At 68.2% G+C, this 18,277-nt stretch carries 12 protein-coding genes; 5 read left to right on the forward strand and 7 right to left on the reverse strand.

All coding sequences use genetic code 11. The features are described 5' to 3' along the window. Window positions 1-63 precede the first annotated feature (63 nt). The 5 genes from prmB to dapC form a co-directional block, all read right to left on the reverse strand. Window positions 64-972 (reverse strand): 50S ribosomal protein L3 N(5)-glutamine methyltransferase, encoded by a 909-nt coding sequence (gene prmB / locus WS66_RS19285; protein ID WP_059599915.1) that lies wholly within the window; start codon window positions 970-972, stop codon window positions 64-66. 11 nt (window positions 973-983) lie between these two features. After that, window positions 984-2,123, reverse strand: a complete 1,140-nt coding sequence (dapE, locus tag WS66_RS19290) for a succinyl-diaminopimelate desuccinylase (protein ID WP_059599916.1) — start codon at window positions 2,121-2,123, stop codon at window positions 984-986. Window positions 2,124-2,211: 88 nt separating this feature from the next. Next, window positions 2,212-2,580: an ArsC family reductase gene (locus WS66_RS19295; RefSeq protein WP_044847939.1), complete on the reverse strand. Its 369-nt coding sequence runs from the start codon at window positions 2,578-2,580 to the stop codon at window positions 2,212-2,214. Further along, window positions 2,580-3,407, reverse strand: coding sequence for a 2,3,4,5-tetrahydropyridine-2,6-dicarboxylate N-succinyltransferase (dapD, locus tag WS66_RS19300; protein WP_006478479.1), 828 nt, complete (start codon window positions 3,405-3,407; stop codon window positions 2,580-2,582). Before dapD ends, WS66_RS19295 begins: the two co-directional genes overlap by 1 nt. Window positions 3,408-3,451: 44 nt before the next feature. Further along, on the reverse strand, window positions 3,452-4,684 hold the full coding sequence (gene dapC / locus WS66_RS19305) for a succinyldiaminopimelate transaminase (RefSeq protein WP_059599917.1): 1,233 nt from the start codon (window positions 4,682-4,684) through the stop codon (window positions 3,452-3,454). A gap of 157 nt (window positions 4,685-4,841) precedes the next feature. On the opposite strand from dapC, the gene WS66_RS19310 reads away from it, so the two are divergent. The 5 genes from WS66_RS19310 (at window position 4,842) to def (ending at window position 13,593) form a co-directional block, all read left to right on the forward strand. Beyond that, on the forward strand, window positions 4,842-5,783 hold the full coding sequence (locus WS66_RS19310; protein WP_059599918.1) for a DMT family transporter: 942 nt from the start codon (window positions 4,842-4,844) through the stop codon (window positions 5,781-5,783). Window positions 5,784-5,922: 139 nt separating this feature from the next. Then, a complete protein-coding gene (smc, locus tag WS66_RS19315) occupies window positions 5,923-9,435 on the forward strand; it encodes a chromosome segregation protein SMC (RefSeq protein WP_059599919.1) in 3,513 nt (1,170 codons plus the stop codon). A gap of 85 nt (window positions 9,436-9,520) precedes the next feature. After that, a complete protein-coding gene (locus WS66_RS19320; RefSeq protein ID WP_059599920.1) occupies window positions 9,521-10,816 on the forward strand; it encodes a cell division protein ZipA C-terminal FtsZ-binding domain-containing protein in 1,296 nt (431 codons plus the stop codon). Window positions 10,817-10,987: 171 nt separating this feature from the next. After that, a complete protein-coding gene (gene ligA, locus WS66_RS19325) occupies window positions 10,988-13,063 on the forward strand; it encodes an NAD-dependent DNA ligase LigA (protein WP_059599921.1) in 2,076 nt (691 codons plus the stop codon). Continuing rightward, window positions 13,060-13,593 (forward strand): peptide deformylase, encoded by a 534-nt coding sequence (gene def / locus WS66_RS19330; protein ID WP_059599922.1) that lies wholly within the window; start codon window positions 13,060-13,062, stop codon window positions 13,591-13,593. Before ligA ends, def begins: the two co-directional genes overlap by 4 nt. A 95-nt stretch (window positions 13,594-13,688) precedes the next feature. Here def and WS66_RS19335 read toward each other — a convergent pair whose 3' ends face one another. After that, entirely contained in the window at window positions 13,689-15,656 is a 1,968-nt protein-coding gene (locus tag WS66_RS19335; protein ID WP_108064706.1) for a pseudouridine synthase, read from the reverse strand. Window positions 15,657-15,672: 16 nt separating this feature from the next. Further along, window positions 15,673-18,249: a [protein-PII] uridylyltransferase gene (locus WS66_RS19340; RefSeq protein ID WP_059599923.1), complete on the reverse strand. Its 2,577-nt coding sequence runs from the start codon at window positions 18,247-18,249 to the stop codon at window positions 15,673-15,675. Window positions 18,250-18,277 lie beyond the last annotated feature (28 nt).

Genomic DNA, 18,277 nt, shown 5'->3' on the forward strand with positions numbered 1-18,277 from the left:
CATCTTACCGAACCGTGCGGGACAGCGGTGTGCCGTACCGCACGGTTCGGTCGTGACGTGCCGTCAGGCCTTGCGCGGCAGGTCCGACGCCTGGATCAGGAACACGGCGTCGTCGCCCGCGCTGGTGGGCAGCCACGTGAGCTCGAGGCCGCCGAACGCGGCTTCGACGTGCTCGCGCTCGTTGCCGATCTCGACGACGAGCACGCCGTCGTCGTGCAGCCACTTGTGCGCTTCGGCGATGATGCGCCGCACGATGTCCATGCCATCGTCGCCGCCCGCAAGCGCCATCTCCGGCTCGTGCCGGTATTCGGGCGGCAGGGCTGCCATCGACGTTGCGTTCACGTACGGCGGATTCGTCAGGATCACGTCGTAGCGCGTGTCGGGCTCGGCGCGGAACGCGGGCAGCGGCGCGTAGAGGTCGCCGTGATGCAGCGTGATGCGATCGTCGAGGCCGTAGTCGTGCACGTTGATCCCGGCGACTTCGAGTGCCTTCTCGGACAGGTCGACCGCGTCGATCTCGGCATTCGGGAACGCGCTGGCCGCGAGGATCGCGAGGCAGCCGGAGCCGGTGCACAGCTCGAGCACCGCGCTGACCTGTTCGGGATCGGCGACGTACGGCTGCAGCCCGTCGTCGAGCAGCTCGCCGATGAACGAGCGCGGCACGATCACGCGCTCGTCGACATAGAAGCGGTGGCCGTGCATCCACGCTTCATGCGTGAGATACGCGGCCGGCACGCGATCGGTCGCGCGTCGTTCGATCACTGCGAGCACGGCCGCGATTTCGTCGGGCAGCAGGCGAGCGTCGAGGAACGGCTCGAGCGTGTCGAGCGGCAGGTCGAGCGTGTGCAGCACGAGGTAGGCGGCTTCATCGTACGCGTTGTCCGAGCCGTGGCCGAACGCGAGCTTCGCCTTCGAGAAGCGCGTGACCGCATAGCGCAGCAGGTCGCGAACGGTTGCAAAAGGTGTCGTCATGCGAGGCTCCATCAGGCAATCAGTTGTTCGAGCACGCGGCGGTACACGTTCTTCAGCGGGTCGACGAAGCGCACGTCGATGTGTTCGTCGATCTTGTGGATGCTGCCGTTCGGCGGGCCGAACTCGATCACCTGCGGGCAGATGCGCGCGATGAAGCGCCCGTCGGACGTGCCGCCCGTCGTCGACAGTTCGGTCGTGAGGCCGGTTTCGGCGCGGATCGCGTTCTCCAGCGCGTTCGACAGGTCGCCGCGCGGCGTGAGGAACGGCAGGCCGCTCACCGACCACCTCAGCGTGTACTCGAGGCCGTGCTTGTCGAGAATCGCATGCACGCGTGCCTGCAGGCCCTCGACGGTGCTCGCCGTCGAAAAGCGGAAGTTGAACATCAGGTCCGCGTGGCCGGGAATCACGTTGGTCGCGCCGGTGCCTGCATGCAGGTTCGACACCTGCCAGGTGGTCGGCGGGAAGTATTCATTGCCTTCGTCCCACTGTTCGGCGGCGAGCTCGGCGAGCGCCGGCGCGAGCAGGTGGATCGGGTTCTTCGCGAGGTGCGGGTATGCGATGTGGCCCTGCACGCCCTTGACGATCAGTTCGCCCGACATCGAGCCGCGTCGGCCGTTCTTCACGACGTCGCCGAGTTCGGCGGTCGACGTCGGCTCGCCGACGATGCAGTAGTCGAGGCGTTCGCCGCGTGCTTCGAGCAGCTCGACGACCTTCACGGTGCCGTCGGTGGCCGGGCCTTCCTCGTCGCTCGTGATCAGGAACGCGATCGCGCCGCGATGGCCGGGGTGGGCCGCGACGAATTCCTCGGAGGCGACGACGAACGCCGCGAGCGACGTCTTCATGTCGGCCGCGCCGCGGCCGTACAGCTTGCCGTCGCGATGTGCGGGAATAAACGGCGGCGAGGTCCACTGCTCGAGCGGGCCGGTCGGCACGACGTCGGTGTGGCCCGCGAACGCGAGCAGCTTGCCGTCGCGGCCGTCGGTGCCGCGCTTGACGGCCCACAGGTTGGTCACGCCGTGCGACGCGATGGTCTCGCATTCGAAGCCGAGCGCGGCGAGGCGCTCGGTCATGATCTGCTGGCAATGCTGGTCGTCGGGCGTGACGGACGCGCGGGCGATCAGCTGTTCGGTAAGGGCTAGGGTGGCGGACATGGTTCGGACCACTTTCGATAAAAAATGCCGGCGCGGTGGCCGGCAGCGAGGGGACGTCGTGCGCGGCGCGGGCGCAGCGCGGGCGGCCCTAGGCGGCAAACAGCGCCGCGTACTGATCGGCCACGAAACCGAGCGATTTCACGCGGCCGTTGACGACGAGCACGGGGCGCTTGATGACCGACGGCTTGTGGATCATCAGCGCAACCGCGCCGGACTTCGTTTCCGCGGCAGCCTTCATCGCATCGTCCAGGCCGCGCCACGTCGTGCCGCGCTTGTTGACGAGCGCGTCGAGCGACACGTCCTTCAGCCAGTCCTCGACGAGCGGTGCGCTGACGCCGAGCTTCTTGAAGTCGTGGAACTCGAACTCGACGCCGTGATCGTCGAGCCACACGCGGGCCTTCTTCACGGTGTCGCAGTTCGGAATGCCGTAGACGACCACGGTGCGCGGCTTGGCCATCAGTCGCCTCGCAGCAGCTCGTTCAGGCCGACCTTGGCGCGAGTCTTCGCGTCGACCTTCTTCACGATCACCGCGCAGTACAGGCTGTGCGAGCCGTCCTTCGACGGCAGGTTGCCGGCGACGACGACCGAGCCGGCCGGGATGCGGCCATAGCTGACTTCACCCGTTTCGCGATCGTAGATCTTCGTGCTCTGGCCGAGGTACACGCCCATGGAGATCACGGAGTTCTCCTCGACGATCACGCCTTCGACGACTTCCGAGCGCGCGCCGATGAAGCAGTTGTCCTCGATGATGACGGGGTTCGCCTGCAGCGGCTCGAGCACGCCGCCGATGCCGACGCCGCCCGACAGGTGCACGTTCTTGCCGATCTGCGCGCACGAGCCGACCGTGGCCCACGTGTCGACCATCGTGCCTTCGTCGACGTACGCGCCGATGTTGGTGTACGACGGCATCAGCACGACGTTCTTCGCGATGAACGAGCCGCGGCGCGCGATGGCCGGCGGCACGACGCGGAAGCCGCCCGCGGCGAAGTCTTCGGCCGTGTAGTTCGCGAACTTCGACGGCACCTTGTCGTAGAACTGCGAGTAGCCGCCGGCCGGCATCGGTGCGTTGTCCTCCAGGCGGAACGACAGCAGCACGGCCTTCTTCAGCCACTGGTGCACGGTCCAGTTGCCGTCGATCTTCTCGGCGACGCGCAGCGCACCCTTGTCGAGTTGCTCGATCGCGTGCGCGACGGCCTCGCGGACGTCGGCGGGCGCGGCCTTCGGCGACAGCTCGGCGCGGTTTTCCCAGGCGGTATCGATGATTTGCTGAAGTTGTTGCGACATGTTCGTTTTCGCAGGAGATGAATGGAATTGATCGGGATGGACGATTACCGCGCGAGAGCCCGGCAGAAATCGACGATGCGTTGCGCGCCCTCGACGCATTCGGGGGTGCCCGCGACGAGCGCGATCCGGATGAAATCGCGGCCCGGATTCGTGCCGTGCGCATCGCGCGCCAGGTACGAGCCGGGCAGAACCGTCACATTATAGTCGGCGTACAGGCGGCGGGCGAACTCGGTGTCCGACAGCCCGGTGCGCGACACGTTGGCCCACAGGTAGAACGCGGCGTCGGGCAGCTTCACGTCGATCACGTCGGCCAGCATCGGCGTGACCGTGCTGAACTTCTGCAAATACAGTGCGCGGTTTTCGCGTACATGCGCCTCGTCGTTCCACGCGGCGATGCTCGCGTGCTGCCAGACCGGCGACAGCGCGGCGCCGTGGTACGTGCGGTAGAGCAGGAATTTCTTCAGTAGCGCGGCGTCGCCGGCGACGAAGCCCGAGCGCATACCCGGCACGTTCGAGCGCTTCGACAGGCTCGACAGCATCACGAGCCGCTCGAAGCCGCGACCGAGACGGTGCGCGGCCTCGAGGCCGCCGAGCGGCGGCGCCGCTTCGTCGAAATAGATCTCCGAATAGCACTCGTCGGACGCAATCACGAAACCGTGGCGGTCGGACAGCGCGAACAGCTCGCGCCAGTCGTCGAGCGTCAGCACGGCACCCGTCGGGTTGCCCGGCGAGCACACGTACAGCAGCTGAGTGCGCGCCCAGACTTCATCGGGCACGGCCGCGTAGTCGCACGCGAAGTTGCGCGCCGGGTCGCTGTTCGCGAAATAGGGTTCGGCACCGGCCAGCAGCGCCGCGCCTTCGTAAATTTGATAGAACGGATTCGGACAGAGTACGATCGCCTTCTTGCCGTCCGTGGTCGTGCGTGCGTCGATCACCGTTTGCGCGAGCGAGAACAACGCCTCGCGCGACCCCGACACGGGCAGCACCTGCGTGGCCGGGTCGATCGCCGGCAGCCCGTAGCGGCGTTCCAGCCAGTGTGCGATCGACGTGCGCAGCGCGTCCGAGCCCGCCGTGGCCGGATACGACGCGAGGCCGTCGAGTGAAGCAACCACGGCGTCGCGGATCAGCGCCGGAGTCGGGTGCTTGGGCTCGCCGATGCCGAAGCTGATCGGTTTCAGGCCGGCGGAGGGCGTCACGTCCTTGAACAGGGCGCGCAGCTTTTCGAAGGGATAGGGCTGGAGCGAGTCGAGTCGAGGGTTCACGGGCGAAGCGGCCATCGCGGCCGGTTGGAGCGAAAGGGGCGGCGCGGGTGCCGCACGGCAGCGAGCGGGCGCCTACGGCGCGTGGGTCGCAGCCGACGATTATAGCGTGATGCAATGCGGTCACGGCCCGCCGGAACGGCGGCCGGGCCGGTCGAATAAAGGGTATCGAACAATGAACAACGCGGTACGCGGCAGCCTGCCGACGCTGGCCATCCTGATCGGCGCGTCGGTATGGGGCCTGATCTGGTATCCGCTGCGGATCCTCGCGTCGCTCGGGCTCACCGGCACGCTGGCGAGCGCGCTGACGAGCGCCGTCGCTTTCCTGTTCGTGGTTGTCGTGCGGCACCGCACGATCGCCACGCTGCGCTGGCACTGGGTGCTGCCAGGCATCGCGATCACGGCGGGCGTGACGAACCTCGGCTTCGTGTGGGGCACGATCCACGGCGAAGTGCTGCGCGTCATGCTGCTGTTCTACCTGACCCCCGCCTGGACCGCGATCTACGCGCATTTCCTGCTGCGCGAGCGGCTGACCAGGGCCGGCGTGGGGCTCGCGGCGCTGTCGATCGGCGGCGCCATGCTGATGCTGTGGTCGCCGAACCTCGGCATGCCGCTGCCGGCCAATCCGGCCGAATGGGCGGGGCTCGCGGCCGGCCTGAGTTTCGCGATGAGCAACGTGCTCGTGATCAAGGCGAGCCGCGAGCTGCCGGACATGCGCGCCGAAATGCGCACGGCGACGCTGTTCGGCGGCGCAGCGGTGTTCGGCGCGATCGCATCGCTGTTCGAGGGGCTGCCGGCCGCGCCTGCGGGCGGCCAGCTCGGCGTCGCCGCGCTGATCGTCGCCGCGATCGGCGTGACGATGGCGGCGAACAACCTGCTCGTGCAATATGGCCTCGCGCGCGTCCCGGCGAATCGCGCGTCGATCATCATGCTGTTCGAGATCGTGATCACCGCGCTGTCCGCGTGGGTGTTCGCGAACGAACTGCCGACGGCGCGCGAGTGGGCAGGCGGTGCGTGCATCGTGCTGGCGACGCTGCTGTCGAGCCGGGTCCATCGTGCCGCGCCGGCGTCGGGCAAACCCGGCGACGGGCGGGACGGCGCACGCGCGATGGTATGATGGAAGCCGTTTGCGGGGCCCAACGCTGGATGCGCGCGGCCCCGCTTTTGAATTCCGGGGCGCATCGCGCGCACGGGCCGTCCGGCCCCGCGCGTCGTGGCCCCGTCCGTTTCACACCTTCTTCACATCCGATACCGCCGTGCGTCTGAGCTCGATCAAACTCGCTGGCTTCAAATCCTTTGTCGATCCCACGCATTTCCAGGTTCCGGGCCAGCTTGTCGGCGTGGTGGGCCCGAACGGGTGCGGCAAGTCCAACATCATCGATGCCGTGCGCTGGGTGCTCGGCGAGTCGCGCGCGTCCGAGCTGCGCGGCGAGTCGATGCAGGACGTGATCTTCAACGGCTCGACCGCACGCAAGCCCGGCAGCCGGGCCAGCGTCGAACTGATCTTCGACAACTCCGACGGCCGCGCGGCCGGGCAGTGGGGCCAGTACGGCGAGATCGCCGTGAAGCGCGTGCTGACGCGCGACGGCACGTCGAGCTACTACATCAACAACCTGCCGGCGCGCCGCCGCGACATCCAGGACATCTTCCTCGGCACGGGCCTCGGCCCACGCGCATACGCGATCATCGGCCAGGGCATGATCGCGCGGATCATCGAGGCGAAGCCGGAAGAGTTGCGCGTGTTCCTCGAGGAAGCCGCGGGCGTGTCGAAGTACAAGGAGCGCCGCCGCGAGACCGAGAACCGCCTGCACGACACGCGCGAGAACCTGACGCGCGTCGAGGACATCGTCCGCGAGCTCGGCGCCAACCTCGAGAAACTCGAGGCGCAGGCCGTCGTCGCGACCAAATACAAGGAACTCGTCGCCGACGGCGAGGAGAAGCAGCGCCTGTTGTGGCTGCTGCGCAAGAACGAGGCCGCGAGCGAGCAGCAGAAGCAGCAGCGCGCGATCGAGCAGGCGCAGATCGACCTCGAGGCGCAGACGGCGAAGCTGCGCGAGGTCGAGTCGCAGCTCGAGACGTTGCGGGTCGCGCATTATTCGGCGAGCGACGCGATGCAGGGCGCGCAGGGCGCGCTCTACGAGGCGAACGCCGAAGTGAGCCGCCTCGAGGCCGAGATCAAGTTCATCGTCGAATCGCGCAACCGCGTGCAGGCGCAGATCGCCGCGCTGAACGCGCAGCGCGAGCAATGGCGCGCGCAGGCGGAGAAGGCGCAGGACGAGCTCGAGGAAGCCGAAGAGGCGCGGGCGATGGCCGACGAGAAGGCCGCGCTCGCTGAAGACAACGCGGCCGCGAAGCACGACGCGCTGCCGGCGCTCGAGGCGAAATGGCGCGATGCGCAGGCGCAGCTCAACGACGAGCGCGCGCGGATCGCGCAGACCGAACAGTCGCTGAAGCTCGAGGCCGCGCACCAGCGCAATGCGGACCAGCAGCTCCAGCAGCTTCAGCAGCGCCACGAGCGCCTGAAGTCCGAGGCGGGCGGGCTCGACGCGCCGGACGAAGCGCAGCTCGAGGAGTTGCGCATGCAACTCGCCGAGCAGGAAGAGATTCTCGCGGAAGCCCAGGCACGCCTGACCGATGCGCAGGACGCGCTGCCGCGCCTCGACGGCGAACGCCGTGCCGCACAGGAGCGCGTGCAGGCCGAAAGCGCGCAGATCCACCAGCTCGAGGCGCGGCTCGCCGCGCTCAAGCAGCTGCAGGAGAACGTGCAGACCGAAGGCAAGATCCAGCCGTGGCTCGACAAGCACGAGCTCGGCGCGCTGCCGCGTCTCTGGAAGAAGCTGCACGTCGAGGCTGGCTGGGAAGCCGCGCTCGAGGCCGTGCTGCGCGAGCGCCTGGCGGCGCTCGAAGTGTCGAATCTCGACTGGGTGAAGGCGTTCGCGACGGATGCGCCGCCCGCGAAGCTCGCGTTCTACGCGCCGCCCGCGGCAGGTGAGCCGCCGGCGGCCGCGGCCGGGCTGCGCCCGGTGCTGTCGCTCGTGCGCATCGACGATGCGGGCATCCGTGCGGTGCTGAACGACTGGCTCGGCAACGTATACGTCGCCGACGACGTCGCGCAGGCGCTCGCGACGCGCGCGCAACTGCCGGCAGGCGGCGCGTTCGTCGTCAAGGCCGGCCACATCGTCACGCGTGTCGGCGTGCAGTTGTACGCGGCCGATTCGGAGCAGGCCGGGATGCTGGCCCGCCAGCAGGAAATCGAGAACCTGACGCGCCAGGTGCGCGCGCAGGCGCTGCTCGCCGACGAGGCCCGCACCGCCGCCGTGCGGGCGGAGGCCGCCCACACGCAGGCCACGCAGGCGCTCGGTGACGTGCGCGCGCAGGCCGAACGCGCGACGCAGCGCGTGCACGCACTGCAGATGGACGTGCTGAAGCTCGCGCAGGCGCATGAGCGCTACACGCAGCGCAGCACGCAGATCCGCGAGGAGCTCGAGGAAATCGGCGCGCAGATCGACGAGCAGCGCGCGCTGCGCGCGGAATCGGAAGCGAATTTCGAGCGTTTCGACGGCGAACTCGCCGAACTGCAGGCGCGCTTCGAGGACAACCAGCTCGCATTCGAGGCGCTCGACGAATCGCTGACGCAGGCGCGCCAGGAAGCGCGCGACCTCGAGCGCGGCGCGAACGACGCACGCTTTGCCGCGCGCAACGCGGTCACGCGGATCGACGAGCTCAAGCGCAGCATCCAGGTCGCGCACGAGCAGAGCGAGCGCGTCGCCGCGTCGCTGGAAGATGCGCGCGCCGAACTCGAAACGATCAACGAGCAGACCGCGCACACGGGCCTGCAGGATGCGCTCGAAATTCGCGCGGTGAAGGAAGAGGCGTTGCAGGCCGCGCGGATCGAACTCGACGACCTGACGGCAAAGCTGCGCGCTTCGGACGAGCAGCGTCTCGTCGCCGAGCGTTCGCTGCAGCCGCTGCGGGACCGCATCACCGAGCTGCAGCTGAAGGAGCAGGCCGCGCGCCTGTCCGTCGAGCAGTTCGCCGAGCAGCTCGCGGCGGCCGAGGTCGACGAGGAAGCGCTGCGCGAGAAGCTGACGCCGGACCTGAAGCCGTCGTATCTGCAGGGCGAGGTCACGCGCCTGAACAACGCGATCAACGCGCTGGGGCCGGTCAACATGGCCGCGCTCGACGAACTGAAGGCCGCGAGCGAGCGCAAGGTGTTCCTCGATGCGCAGTCGGCCGACCTGACCGACGCGATCACGACGCTCGAGGATGCGATCCACAAGATCGACCAGGAAACCCGCACACTGCTGCAGGGCACCTTCGACGAGGTCAACCGTCACTTCAGCGACCTGTTCCCGCGCCTGTTCGGCGGCGGCCAGGCGAAGCTGATCATGACGGGCGACGAGATCCTCGATGCGGGCGTGCAGGTGATGGCGCAGCCGCCGGGCAAGAAGAACGCGACCATCCACCTGCTGTCGGGCGGCGAAAAGGCGCTGACCGCGACCGCGCTGGTGTTCGCGATGTTCCAGCTGAACCCGGCGCCGTTCTGTCTGCTCGACGAGGTCGACGCGCCGCTCGACGACGCGAACACCGAGCGTTTCGCGAATCTGGTGCGCGCGATGTCCGACAAGACGCAGTTCCTCTTCATCTCGCACAACAAGATCGCGATGGAGATGGCGCAGCAGCTGATCGGCGTGACGATGCAGGAGCAGGGCGTGTCGCGGATCGTCGCGGTGGACATGGAAACCGCCGCGGGTTTTGCCCAGAATTGACGTTTGACGAAACCGGACCGCGTTCGCGTGGCGCATGGGCGCCCGTTCGCGAGTCCGACGAACAAGAATTGCTGATGGAGCGTGCATGGACGAGTTGACACTCGGATTGATCGGCGCGGGCGCCGTCGTGGTGGGCGGCGTCGTGGTCTACAACGCCTGGCAGAGCGCGAAGGTGCGGCGCAGGATGCCTCGCCCGATGCCGGAAGAGACGGCCGAGGCGATGAATCGCCCCGAGCGCGACGAAGAGCTGCCGTTCATCGAGCCGGTGCGCCAGCCCGTGCGCCGCGAATCCGCGGCGCCGGCACCGGCCGCCGCTGCCGCGAGCGCGTCCGGCGAAGCCGCGCGCGTCGAGCCGACCTTCGGCGGCGTGGCGCCTGCCGACACACCGGCCGATCTGCAGGCCGAGGCCACCGGGGTCGACGCGCCGTCGGCGTCGACCGAGTCGGCCGAGCAGGCCGTCGACGAAGGTGCGGTCGCCGCCACGCAGGAAGCACCGGCCGCCGATGCGTCGAACGAACCGGCTGAACCCGTGCTGCCGGCCGCGACGACGATTTCGTCGGCGCCGCCGGCGATCGTCGACCGCCGGATCGACTGCATCGTGCCGATTCGCCTCGGCGCGCCGCTGCCGGGTGACAAGATCCTGCCGGTCGCGCAGCGGCTGCGCCGCGCGGGCAGCAAGCCCGTGCATATCGAAGGCAAGCCGGAAGGCGGCCAGTGGGAGCTGCTGCAGAACGGCGTGCGCTATGAAGAGCTGCGCGCGGCCGCGCAGCTCGCTAACCGTAGCGGCGCCCTCAACGAACTCGAATTCTCCGAATTCGTGACGGGCGTCCAGCAGTTCGCCGACGCGATCGACGGCGCACCGGAATTCCCGGACATGATGGAGACGGTCGCGATGGCGCGCGAACTCGACGGCTTTGCCGCGCAGTGCGACGCGCAGTTGTCGATCAACGTGATGTCGGACGGCGCGCCGTGGTCGGCGAACTACGTGCAGGCCGTCGCTTCGCAAGACGGGCTGCTGCTCTCGCGTGACGGCACGCGCTTCGTGAAGCTCGACGCGAAGCAGAACCCCGTGTTCATGCTGCAGTTCGGCGACACGAACTTCCTGCGCGACGACCTGACCTACAAGGGCGGCAACATGATTACGCTGGTGCTGGACGTGCCGGTTGCCGAAGAGGACATCCTGCCGTTCCGGCTGATGTGCGACTACGCGAAGTCGCTGTCCGAGCGGATCGGTGCGCGGGTCGTCGACGATTCGCGCCGGCCGCTGCCGGAATCGACGCTGGTGGCGATCGACCAGCAACTCATGAAGCTGTACGCGAAGCTCGAGGAAGCGGGCATCCCGGCCGGTTCGCCGGTCACGCGCCGCCTCTTCAGCCAGTAACGCATTTCGCGGGCGACGGCTTGCGGTGCCGTCGCCCGTTGTCGTTGCAGCGCCGCACACACCGTCTGCGTGGACTGCAGCGGGCCTGCGCGGCACGCATCGCGTGCCCCCGCCGCGGCGTCAAACTGAGATAATCGAACATCCGATTTTTCAGAGCGAATTGCCGCCAGCATGGCCCGAACCCAAGCCGAACCGCCAGCCAGCCAGCCCGACGCGCGTGCCGCGTGGCTGCGCGATCAACTCGAGCGGGCGAATTACGCCTATTACGTGCTCGACCAGCCGGATCTGCCCGACGCCGAATACGACCGGCTCTTTGGCGAGCTGAAGCAGCTCGAAACCGAACATCCCGAACTCGTGACGCCCGATTCACCGACGCAGCGCGTCGGCGGCGAAGTGGCGAGCGGCTTCACGCCGGTCGTCCATGACGCGCCGATGCTGTCGTTGAACAACGGCTTCGCCGACGAGGACATCGTCGCGTTCGACAAGCGCGTCGCCGATGCGCTCGACAAGACGACCGATCTCGCCGGCTCGGTTACGGACCCGGTCGAATACGCATGCGAGCTGAAGTTCGACGGGCTCGCGATCTCGTTGCGCTACGAGCACGGCGTGTTCATGCAGGCATCGACGCGCGGCGACGGCACGACCGGCGAGGACGTGACGGAGAACGTCCGCACGATCCGTTCGATCCCGCTGAAGCTGAAGGGTAAGCACGTGCCTGCCGTGCTCGACGTGCGCGGCGAGGTGCTGATGTTCAAGCGCGATTTCGCACGCCTGAACGAACGCCAGCGCGCTGCCGAGCAGCGCGAATTCGCGAATCCGCGCAATGCGGCGGCCGGCAGCCTGCGCCAGCTCGATCCGAAGATCACCGCGCAGCGCCCGTTGTCGTTCTTCTCGTACGGGATCGGCGTGCTCGACGGGATGCCGATGCCGGACACGCACAGCGCGCTGCTCGACTGGTACGAAACGCTCGGCCTGCCGGTGAACCGCGAACGCGCGGTCGTGCGCGGCGCTGACGGCCTGCTCGATTTCTTCCGCAAGGTCGGCGAGAAGCGCGAGTCGCTGCCGTACGACATCGACGGCGTCGTCTACAAGGTCAACCGGCGCGACGAGCAGGACCGCCTCGGCTTCGTGTCGCGCGCGCCGCGCTTCGCGCTCGCGCACAAGTTCCCCGCGCAGGAAGCGTTGACGAAGCTCGTCGCGATCGACGTGCAGGTCGGCCGCACGGGCGCGATCACGCCGGTCGCACGGCTCGAACCGGTGTTCGTCGGCGGCGCGACGGTAACGAACGCGACGCTGCACAACGAGGACGAAGTGCGCCGCAAGGACATCCGGATCGGCGATACCGTGATCGTGCGGCGCGCGGGTGACGTGATCCCCGAAGTCGTCGGTGCGCTGCTCGACCGACGGCCAGCCGATGCGACCGAGTTCGTGATGCCGACCGAGTGCCCGGTGTGCGGCTCGAAGATCGAACGCCTGCCCGATGAGGCGATCGCGCGCTGCACGGGCGGCCTGTTCTGTCCGGCGCAGCGCAAGCAGGCGCTGTGGCACTTCGCGCAGCGCCGCGCGCTCGACATCGACGGGCTGGGCGAGAAGATCATCGATCAGCTCGTCGAACTGAACCTCGTGCGCACGCCGGCCGACCTGTTCAATCTCGGTTTCGCGACGCTCGCGGAACTCGACCGGTTCGCCGAGAAGTCGGCACAGAATCTACTCGACTCGCTCGAAAAGGCGAAGCATACGACGCTCGCGCGTTTCATCTACGGGCTCGGGATCCGCCATGTCGGCGAATCGACCGCGAAGGACCTCGCGAAGCATTTCGGGTCGCTGACTCCGATCATGGACGCGTCGATCGAGGAACTGCTCGAAGTGAACGACGTCGGACCGATCGTGGCCGAGTCGATTCACCAGTTCTTTGCGGAAGAGCACAACCGCACGGTGATCGAGCAGTTGCGTGCGCCCGGCAAGGTCACGTGGCCCGAAGGCCCGCCCGCGCCGAAGGCGCCGCAGGGCGTGCTCGCCGGCAAGACGGTCGTGCTGACGGGCACGCTGCCGACCCTCACGCGCGATGCGGCGAAGGAGATGCTCGAAGCGGCGGGCGCGAAAGTCGCGGGCTCGGTGTCGAAGAAGACCGATTACGTGGTCGCGGGCGCCGAAGCCGGCAGCAAGCTCGCGAAGGCCGAGGAACTCGGCATCCCCGTGCTGGACGAAGACGGACTGCACCAACTCCTGGAGGGCAACACGCCATGATTCGCGAGATCCTGAAGATGGGCGATCCGCGCCTGCTCGAAGTCGCCAAGCCGGTCGAGCGGTTCGATACCCCCGAACTGCACGAGATCGTCGCTGACATGTTCGAGACGATGCATCACGCGAACGGCGCAGGGCTTGCCGCGCCGCAAATCGGCGTCGGTCTGCAGATCATCATCTTCGGCTTCGGCAGCAACAACCGTTATCCGGACGCGCCGCCCGTGCCCGAGACGGTGCTGATCAACCCGAAACTCGAGTACGTGCCGCCGGACATGGAGGAGGGCTGGGAGGGCTGCCTGTCGGTGCCGGGCATGCGTGGCGTCGTCAGCCGCTATGCGAAGGTGCGCTACAGCGGCTTCGACCAGTTCGGCGCGAAGCTCGACCGTGTCGCCGAAGGCTTCCACGCGCGGGTCGTCCAGCACGAATACGATCACCTGATCGGCAAGCTGTATCCGATGCGGATCACCGACTTCACGCGCTTTGGCTTCACCGAAGTGTTGTTTCCAGGGCTTGATCCGGCCGACGACGACTGATCTTCTGCGGCCGCGCGCGCCGTCGCCGTACCGAAACGAAAAAGCCCGCTTGCGCGGGCTTTTTTCATGGCGTCGCAAGCAACGCGTGTCCGCCGTCAGAACGACTCGTCAGCCGACAGGTAGCGCCATTGCCCTTGCGGCAACGCGCCGAGCATCACGCGGCCCATCCGCACGCGTTTCAGGCCGATCACTTCGAGACCGACCAGCTCGCACATGCGGCGGATCTGGCGCTTCTTGCCTTCGCGCAGCACGAAACGCAGCTGTTCGCCGTTCTGCCAGCTCACCATCGCGGGTTTCAGCGGAACGCCGTCGAGCTCGAGGCCGTGACGCAGCTTCGCGAGCGATTCCGCGGGGAAGTGCTGGTCGATGTCGATCAGCCGCTCGCCGAAGCGCACGCGCACCAGGTATTCCTTGTCGATGTCCGACTGCTCGCCGATCAGCTGCTTCGCGATCCGGCCGTTCTGCGTCAGCACGAGCAGGCCAGTCGAATCGATGTCGAGCCGCCCGGCCGGCGCGAGCGCATGCAGGTGCTGCGGTGAGAAGCGCAGTTGCGAGCGGTCGCCGCTCCACTGGTTCGCGCGCGTGATCAGCACCGATGCCGGCTCGTAGCCGTCTTCCGCCTGACCCGACACATAGCCGACCGGCTTGTGCAGCAGGATCGTCACCTGCGCGGCCTGCGCGGCGCTCGCGCGCTCGTCGATCTCGATCTTCTGGTCCGGGCGGACCTTGGTGCCGAGCGTGTCGATGCGTTCGCCGTCGACGAGCACCCAGCCCTTTTCGATCCATTCGTCCGCTTCGCGGCGCGAGCACAGGCCGAGTTCGGACATGCGCTTCGACAGGCGCATCAGGCCCGTTTCGTCGCCGTGGTCGACGTCGGCGGCGCGGCGCTTGACCGGTTGTGCGGTTTTCAGTGCGGCGCCGGTCGAGCGGCGCTCGGTGTTGCTACGCTCGCCGAAGCCGCGCTTTTCGCCTGCGCCGGCTGCCTTGTCGCGGTAGGGCGCACGTGCAGCGCCTTCGGCGACTGCGCGGCGCGGACGCGCATCGTCGTCGTTGCGACGCGTCGGGCGATCGGACGACGTGCGGCGCTCGCCGAAGCCGCGCTTTTCGCCTGCGCCGGCCGCCTTGTCGCGATAGGGCGCACGTGCAGCGCCTTCGGCGCCTGCGCGGCGCGGACGCGCATCGTCGTCACTGCGACGCGCCGGGCGGTCGGACGACATACGGCGTTCGCCGAAGCTGCGCTTTTCGCCTGCACCGGCTGCCTTGTCGCGATAGGGCGCACGTGCGCCGCCTTCGGCGCCTGTGCGGCGCGGACGCGCATCGTCGTCATTGCGACGCGCCGGGCGGTCGGACGACGGACGGCGTTCGCCGAAGCTGCGCTTTTCGCCTGCACCGGCTGCCTTGTCGCGATAGGGCGCACGTGCGCCGCCTTCGGCACCTGCGCGGCGCGGGCGTGCATCGTCGTCGCTGCGACGCGCCGGGCGGTCGGACGACGTACGGCGTTCGCCGAAGCTGCGCTTTTCGCCTGCGCCGGCTGCCTTGTCGCGGTAGGGCGCACGTGCAGCGCCTTCGGCACCTGCGCGGCGCGGGCGTGCATCGTCGTCGTTGCGACGGGCAGGACGATCGGACGGTGCACGACGCTCGCCGAAGCCGCCCTTCGCGCCATCACCGGCTGCCTTGTCACGGTAGGGCGCACGTGCAGCGCCTTCGGCACCCGCACGGCGCGGCCGCGCATCGGGCTTGCCGTCGGCGCCACGATGCGGACGGGCGTCGCCGCGTTCGGCGCGGCCGCCAGGCTTCGCATCGCTGCGATAGCCGCGCTCGGCGCCGCCGTCACGCGGCGCGCGCTTCGCCGGAGCGCGATCCGCACCTTCCGCGCCGCGCGGCTTGAACGCGCGTTCGCCGGCGGCGGCCGGTGCGGCGGCCTTCTTCGGACGCGGCGGCTTGTCGGCCGCGGGCGGCGCGGCGGGGCGCACCGCCTTGCGGGCGACGAGGCTGCCGGAGCGGACGGGTGCGCGGGTCGGCGACGCCGGCCGCGGATTCTTGACGGTCAATTTGGTGCGCATAAACGCTGGGATTCATTCAGACTGCGATCGCGCGCAGCAATTCGGTTTCGAGCTGGATCTGCAAGCGGTTGTCGGACAGGCCGGCACCGTCGAGCAGGAAGATGTCTTCGACGCGTTCGCCGAGCGTATTGATCCGCGCCGCGTGGACGCCGACCCGATGCTCGGCCAGGACGCGCGCGATCGAATAGAGAAGGCCCGGCCGGTCGTTGGCGGACACGGACAGGATGTAGTACTGGCCGCGTTCGTCGGCCCGGAGGTCGACGCGCGGCGTGATCGGAAACGTCCGGGACAGCCGCGACAGGCGACCCTTGGACGGCTCAGGCAGCGACGCGGTTTCGGCAAGGCGCGTCGCGAGTTGCTGTTCGACGAGATTCGCGATGTCACGATAGCGCACGTCGAGTTCGGTCTGCGTGACGATGAAGTTGTCGAGCGCATAGCCGTGCCGCGTCGTGCTGACGCGCGCATCGAGCACCGACAGTCCGTTGCGGTCGAAGTACGCGCAGATGCCCGCGAACAGGTCGGGGCGGTCCTTCACGTACACGAGCACTTGCAGCGCATCGCCGATCGGCGACGGCCGCGCGCGGACGATCGCGGTTTCGGCGTTCACGTGCCGGTACAGCACGCGCGTCTGCCATGCGATGTCGGCCGCGTCGTGGCGCAGGAAAAAGCCGATGTCGAGCTGATCCCACAGCGCGCGGTGCGCGTCCTCGGGCACGGTCTCGAGGCGCAGCAGCGCGAGCGCCTGCTCCTGTCGCGACTTCAGTTCCGAATGCGCGTCGGGATTCGCGCCGCCGAGCACCGCCAGCGTGATGCGGTAGAGGTCTTCGAGGAGCTTGCCCTTCCACGTGTTCCACACCTTCGGGCTCGTGCCGCGAATATCGGCGACGGTCAGCAGGTAGAGCGCGGTGAGGTAGCGCTCGTTGCCGACGACTTCGGCAAAGCGCTTGATGACCTCGGGGTCGCTCGTGTCCTGCTTCTGCGCGACCTGGCTCATCGTCAGGTGATGCTGGACGAGCCACACGATCAGCGCCGCGTCGTCGCCGGCGATCCCGTGCTCGCGGCAGAAACGCCGCGCGTCGGCCATCCCGAGCGTCGAGTGGTCGCCGCCGCGGCCCTTCGCGATGTCGTGGAACAGCGCCGCGACATACAGCACCCACGGGCGCTCGAAATTGCCGATCAGCTGGCTGCAGAACGGGTACTCGTGCGCATGCTCGGCCACCGCGAAGCGGCGAATGTTGCGCAACACCATCAGGATGTGCTGGTCGACCGTGTACACGTGGTACAGGTCGTGCTGCATCTGGCCGACGATGCGGCGGAAATTCAGCAGATAGCGGCCGAGCACGCTCGTCTGGTTCATCAGCCGGAACGCATGCGTGATGCCTTCGGGCTGCTGCAGGATCTGCATGAACGTGCTGCGGTTCTGCGGATCGCGCCGCCACGTGTTGTTCATGATCTCGCGCGAGTTGTACAGCGCGCGCAGCGTGCGGGCGGACAGGCCCTTCACGCCGCGGGTCGCCTCGTACAGCAGGAATGCTTCGAGGATCGCGTCGGGATGGCGTTCGAACACGCCGTCGTCGACGATTTCGAGCATGCCCTGCTTCTCGACGAAGCGATCGGGCGACAGCACGCGCGTGATGCCGCTCGTCGCGGGAAACAGCTGCGCCTCGATATTCTGGATCAGGATCGTCGCCAGCTGCGTGACCGCTTTCGCAGCCCAGTAGTAACGGCGCATCAGCTGCTCGCTTGCGCGTTTGGCCTGGGTCGGCTGGTAGCCGAAGCTCTCGGCGGCCTGCGTCTGCAGGTCGAACACGAGCATGTCCTGGCGGCGGCCGGCGATCACGTGCAGCCGCGCGCGCAACGTCTTCAGGAATCCTTCGTTGCGGCGCAGCTCGCGCGCCTCGCGATCGGTGATGAGGCCGCGCGTGTCGAGCTCGCGCCAGCTGCTGCCGAAGCCGGCCGCGCGTGCGATCCACAGGATCGTCTGCAGGTCGCGCAACCCGCCCGGGCTTTCCTTCACGTTCGGCTCGAGGCTGTACGGCGTGTCCTGGAACTTCGCATGGCGCTGGCGCATCTCGAGCACCTTCGCGGTGAAGAACGCGCGCGCGTCGAGCGCCTCGTGATACCGCACGGTGAAGCGCTCGAACAGCGCGGTGCTGCCGACGATGCGACGCGCTTCCAGCAGCGAGGTCTGCACGGTGACGTCCTGCGACGCTTCCTCGATGCATTGGGCGACCGTGCGCACGCTGCTGCCGATCTCGAGGCCGAGATCCCATGCCATCCCGATGAAGCGCTCGATGCGCGCGTCGAGCGCCGGGTCGTGCGTATCGGGCAGCAGCACGAGGATGTCGACGTCGGAGTAGGGCGCGAGCTCGCCGCGCCCGTAGCCGCCGACGGCGACGAGTGCGAGCGTCGCGGGCAGCCCGCAGTCGTCCCACACGCGCTTGAGCACATCGTCGGTGAGTTTCGACAGCGCGTGCATCAGCGATGCGACGTTCGTCGCGCTGCGAAAGCGCTCGAGCATGTCGGCCTTGGCGGCCTTGAATTCGGCGCGCCGCGACAGCGCTTCGGGCGAGGGGGCGGCGTGAGCGCTCATGGGCAGGCCGTTCAGGTCAGCAGGTCAG

The organism is Burkholderia sp. LA-2-3-30-S1-D2 (genome assembly GCF_001523915.2).
Classification (GTDB): Bacteria; Pseudomonadota; Gammaproteobacteria; order Burkholderiales; family Burkholderiaceae; genus Burkholderia; species Burkholderia diffusa.

Bases quoted from the DNA above. Each gene is read 5' to 3' on its own strand.
- prmB (WP_059599915.1), bottom strand. From the start codon at position 972: ATGACGACACCTTTTGCAACCGTTCGCGACCTGCTGCGCTATGCGGTC.
- dapE (WP_059599916.1), bottom strand. From the start codon at position 2,123: ATGTCCGCCACCCTAGCCCTTACCGAACAGCTGATCGCCCGCGCGTCC.
- WS66_RS19295 (WP_044847939.1), bottom strand. From the start codon at position 2,580: ATGGCCAAGCCGCGCACCGTGGTCGTCTACGGCATTCCGAACTGCGAC.
- dapD (WP_006478479.1), bottom strand. From the start codon at position 3,407: ATGTCGCAACAACTTCAGCAAATCATCGATACCGCCTGGGAAAACCGC.
- dapC (WP_059599917.1), bottom strand. From the start codon at position 4,684: ATGGCCGCTTCGCCCGTGAACCCTCGACTCGACTCGCTCCAGCCCTAT.
- WS66_RS19310 (WP_059599918.1), top strand. From the start codon at position 4,842: ATGAACAACGCGGTACGCGGCAGCCTGCCGACGCTGGCCATCCTGATC.
- WS66_RS19320 (WP_059599920.1), top strand. From the start codon at position 9,521: ATGGACGAGTTGACACTCGGATTGATCGGCGCGGGCGCCGTCGTGGTG.
- ligA (WP_059599921.1), top strand. From the start codon at position 10,988: ATGGCCCGAACCCAAGCCGAACCGCCAGCCAGCCAGCCCGACGCGCGT.
- def (WP_059599922.1), top strand. From the start codon at position 13,060: ATGATTCGCGAGATCCTGAAGATGGGCGATCCGCGCCTGCTCGAAGTC.
- WS66_RS19335 (WP_108064706.1), bottom strand. From the start codon at position 15,656: ATGCGCACCAAATTGACCGTCAAGAATCCGCGGCCGGCGTCGCCGACC.
- WS66_RS19340 (WP_059599923.1), bottom strand. From the start codon at position 18,249: ATGAGCGCTCACGCCGCCCCCTCGCCCGAAGCGCTGTCGCGGCGCGCC.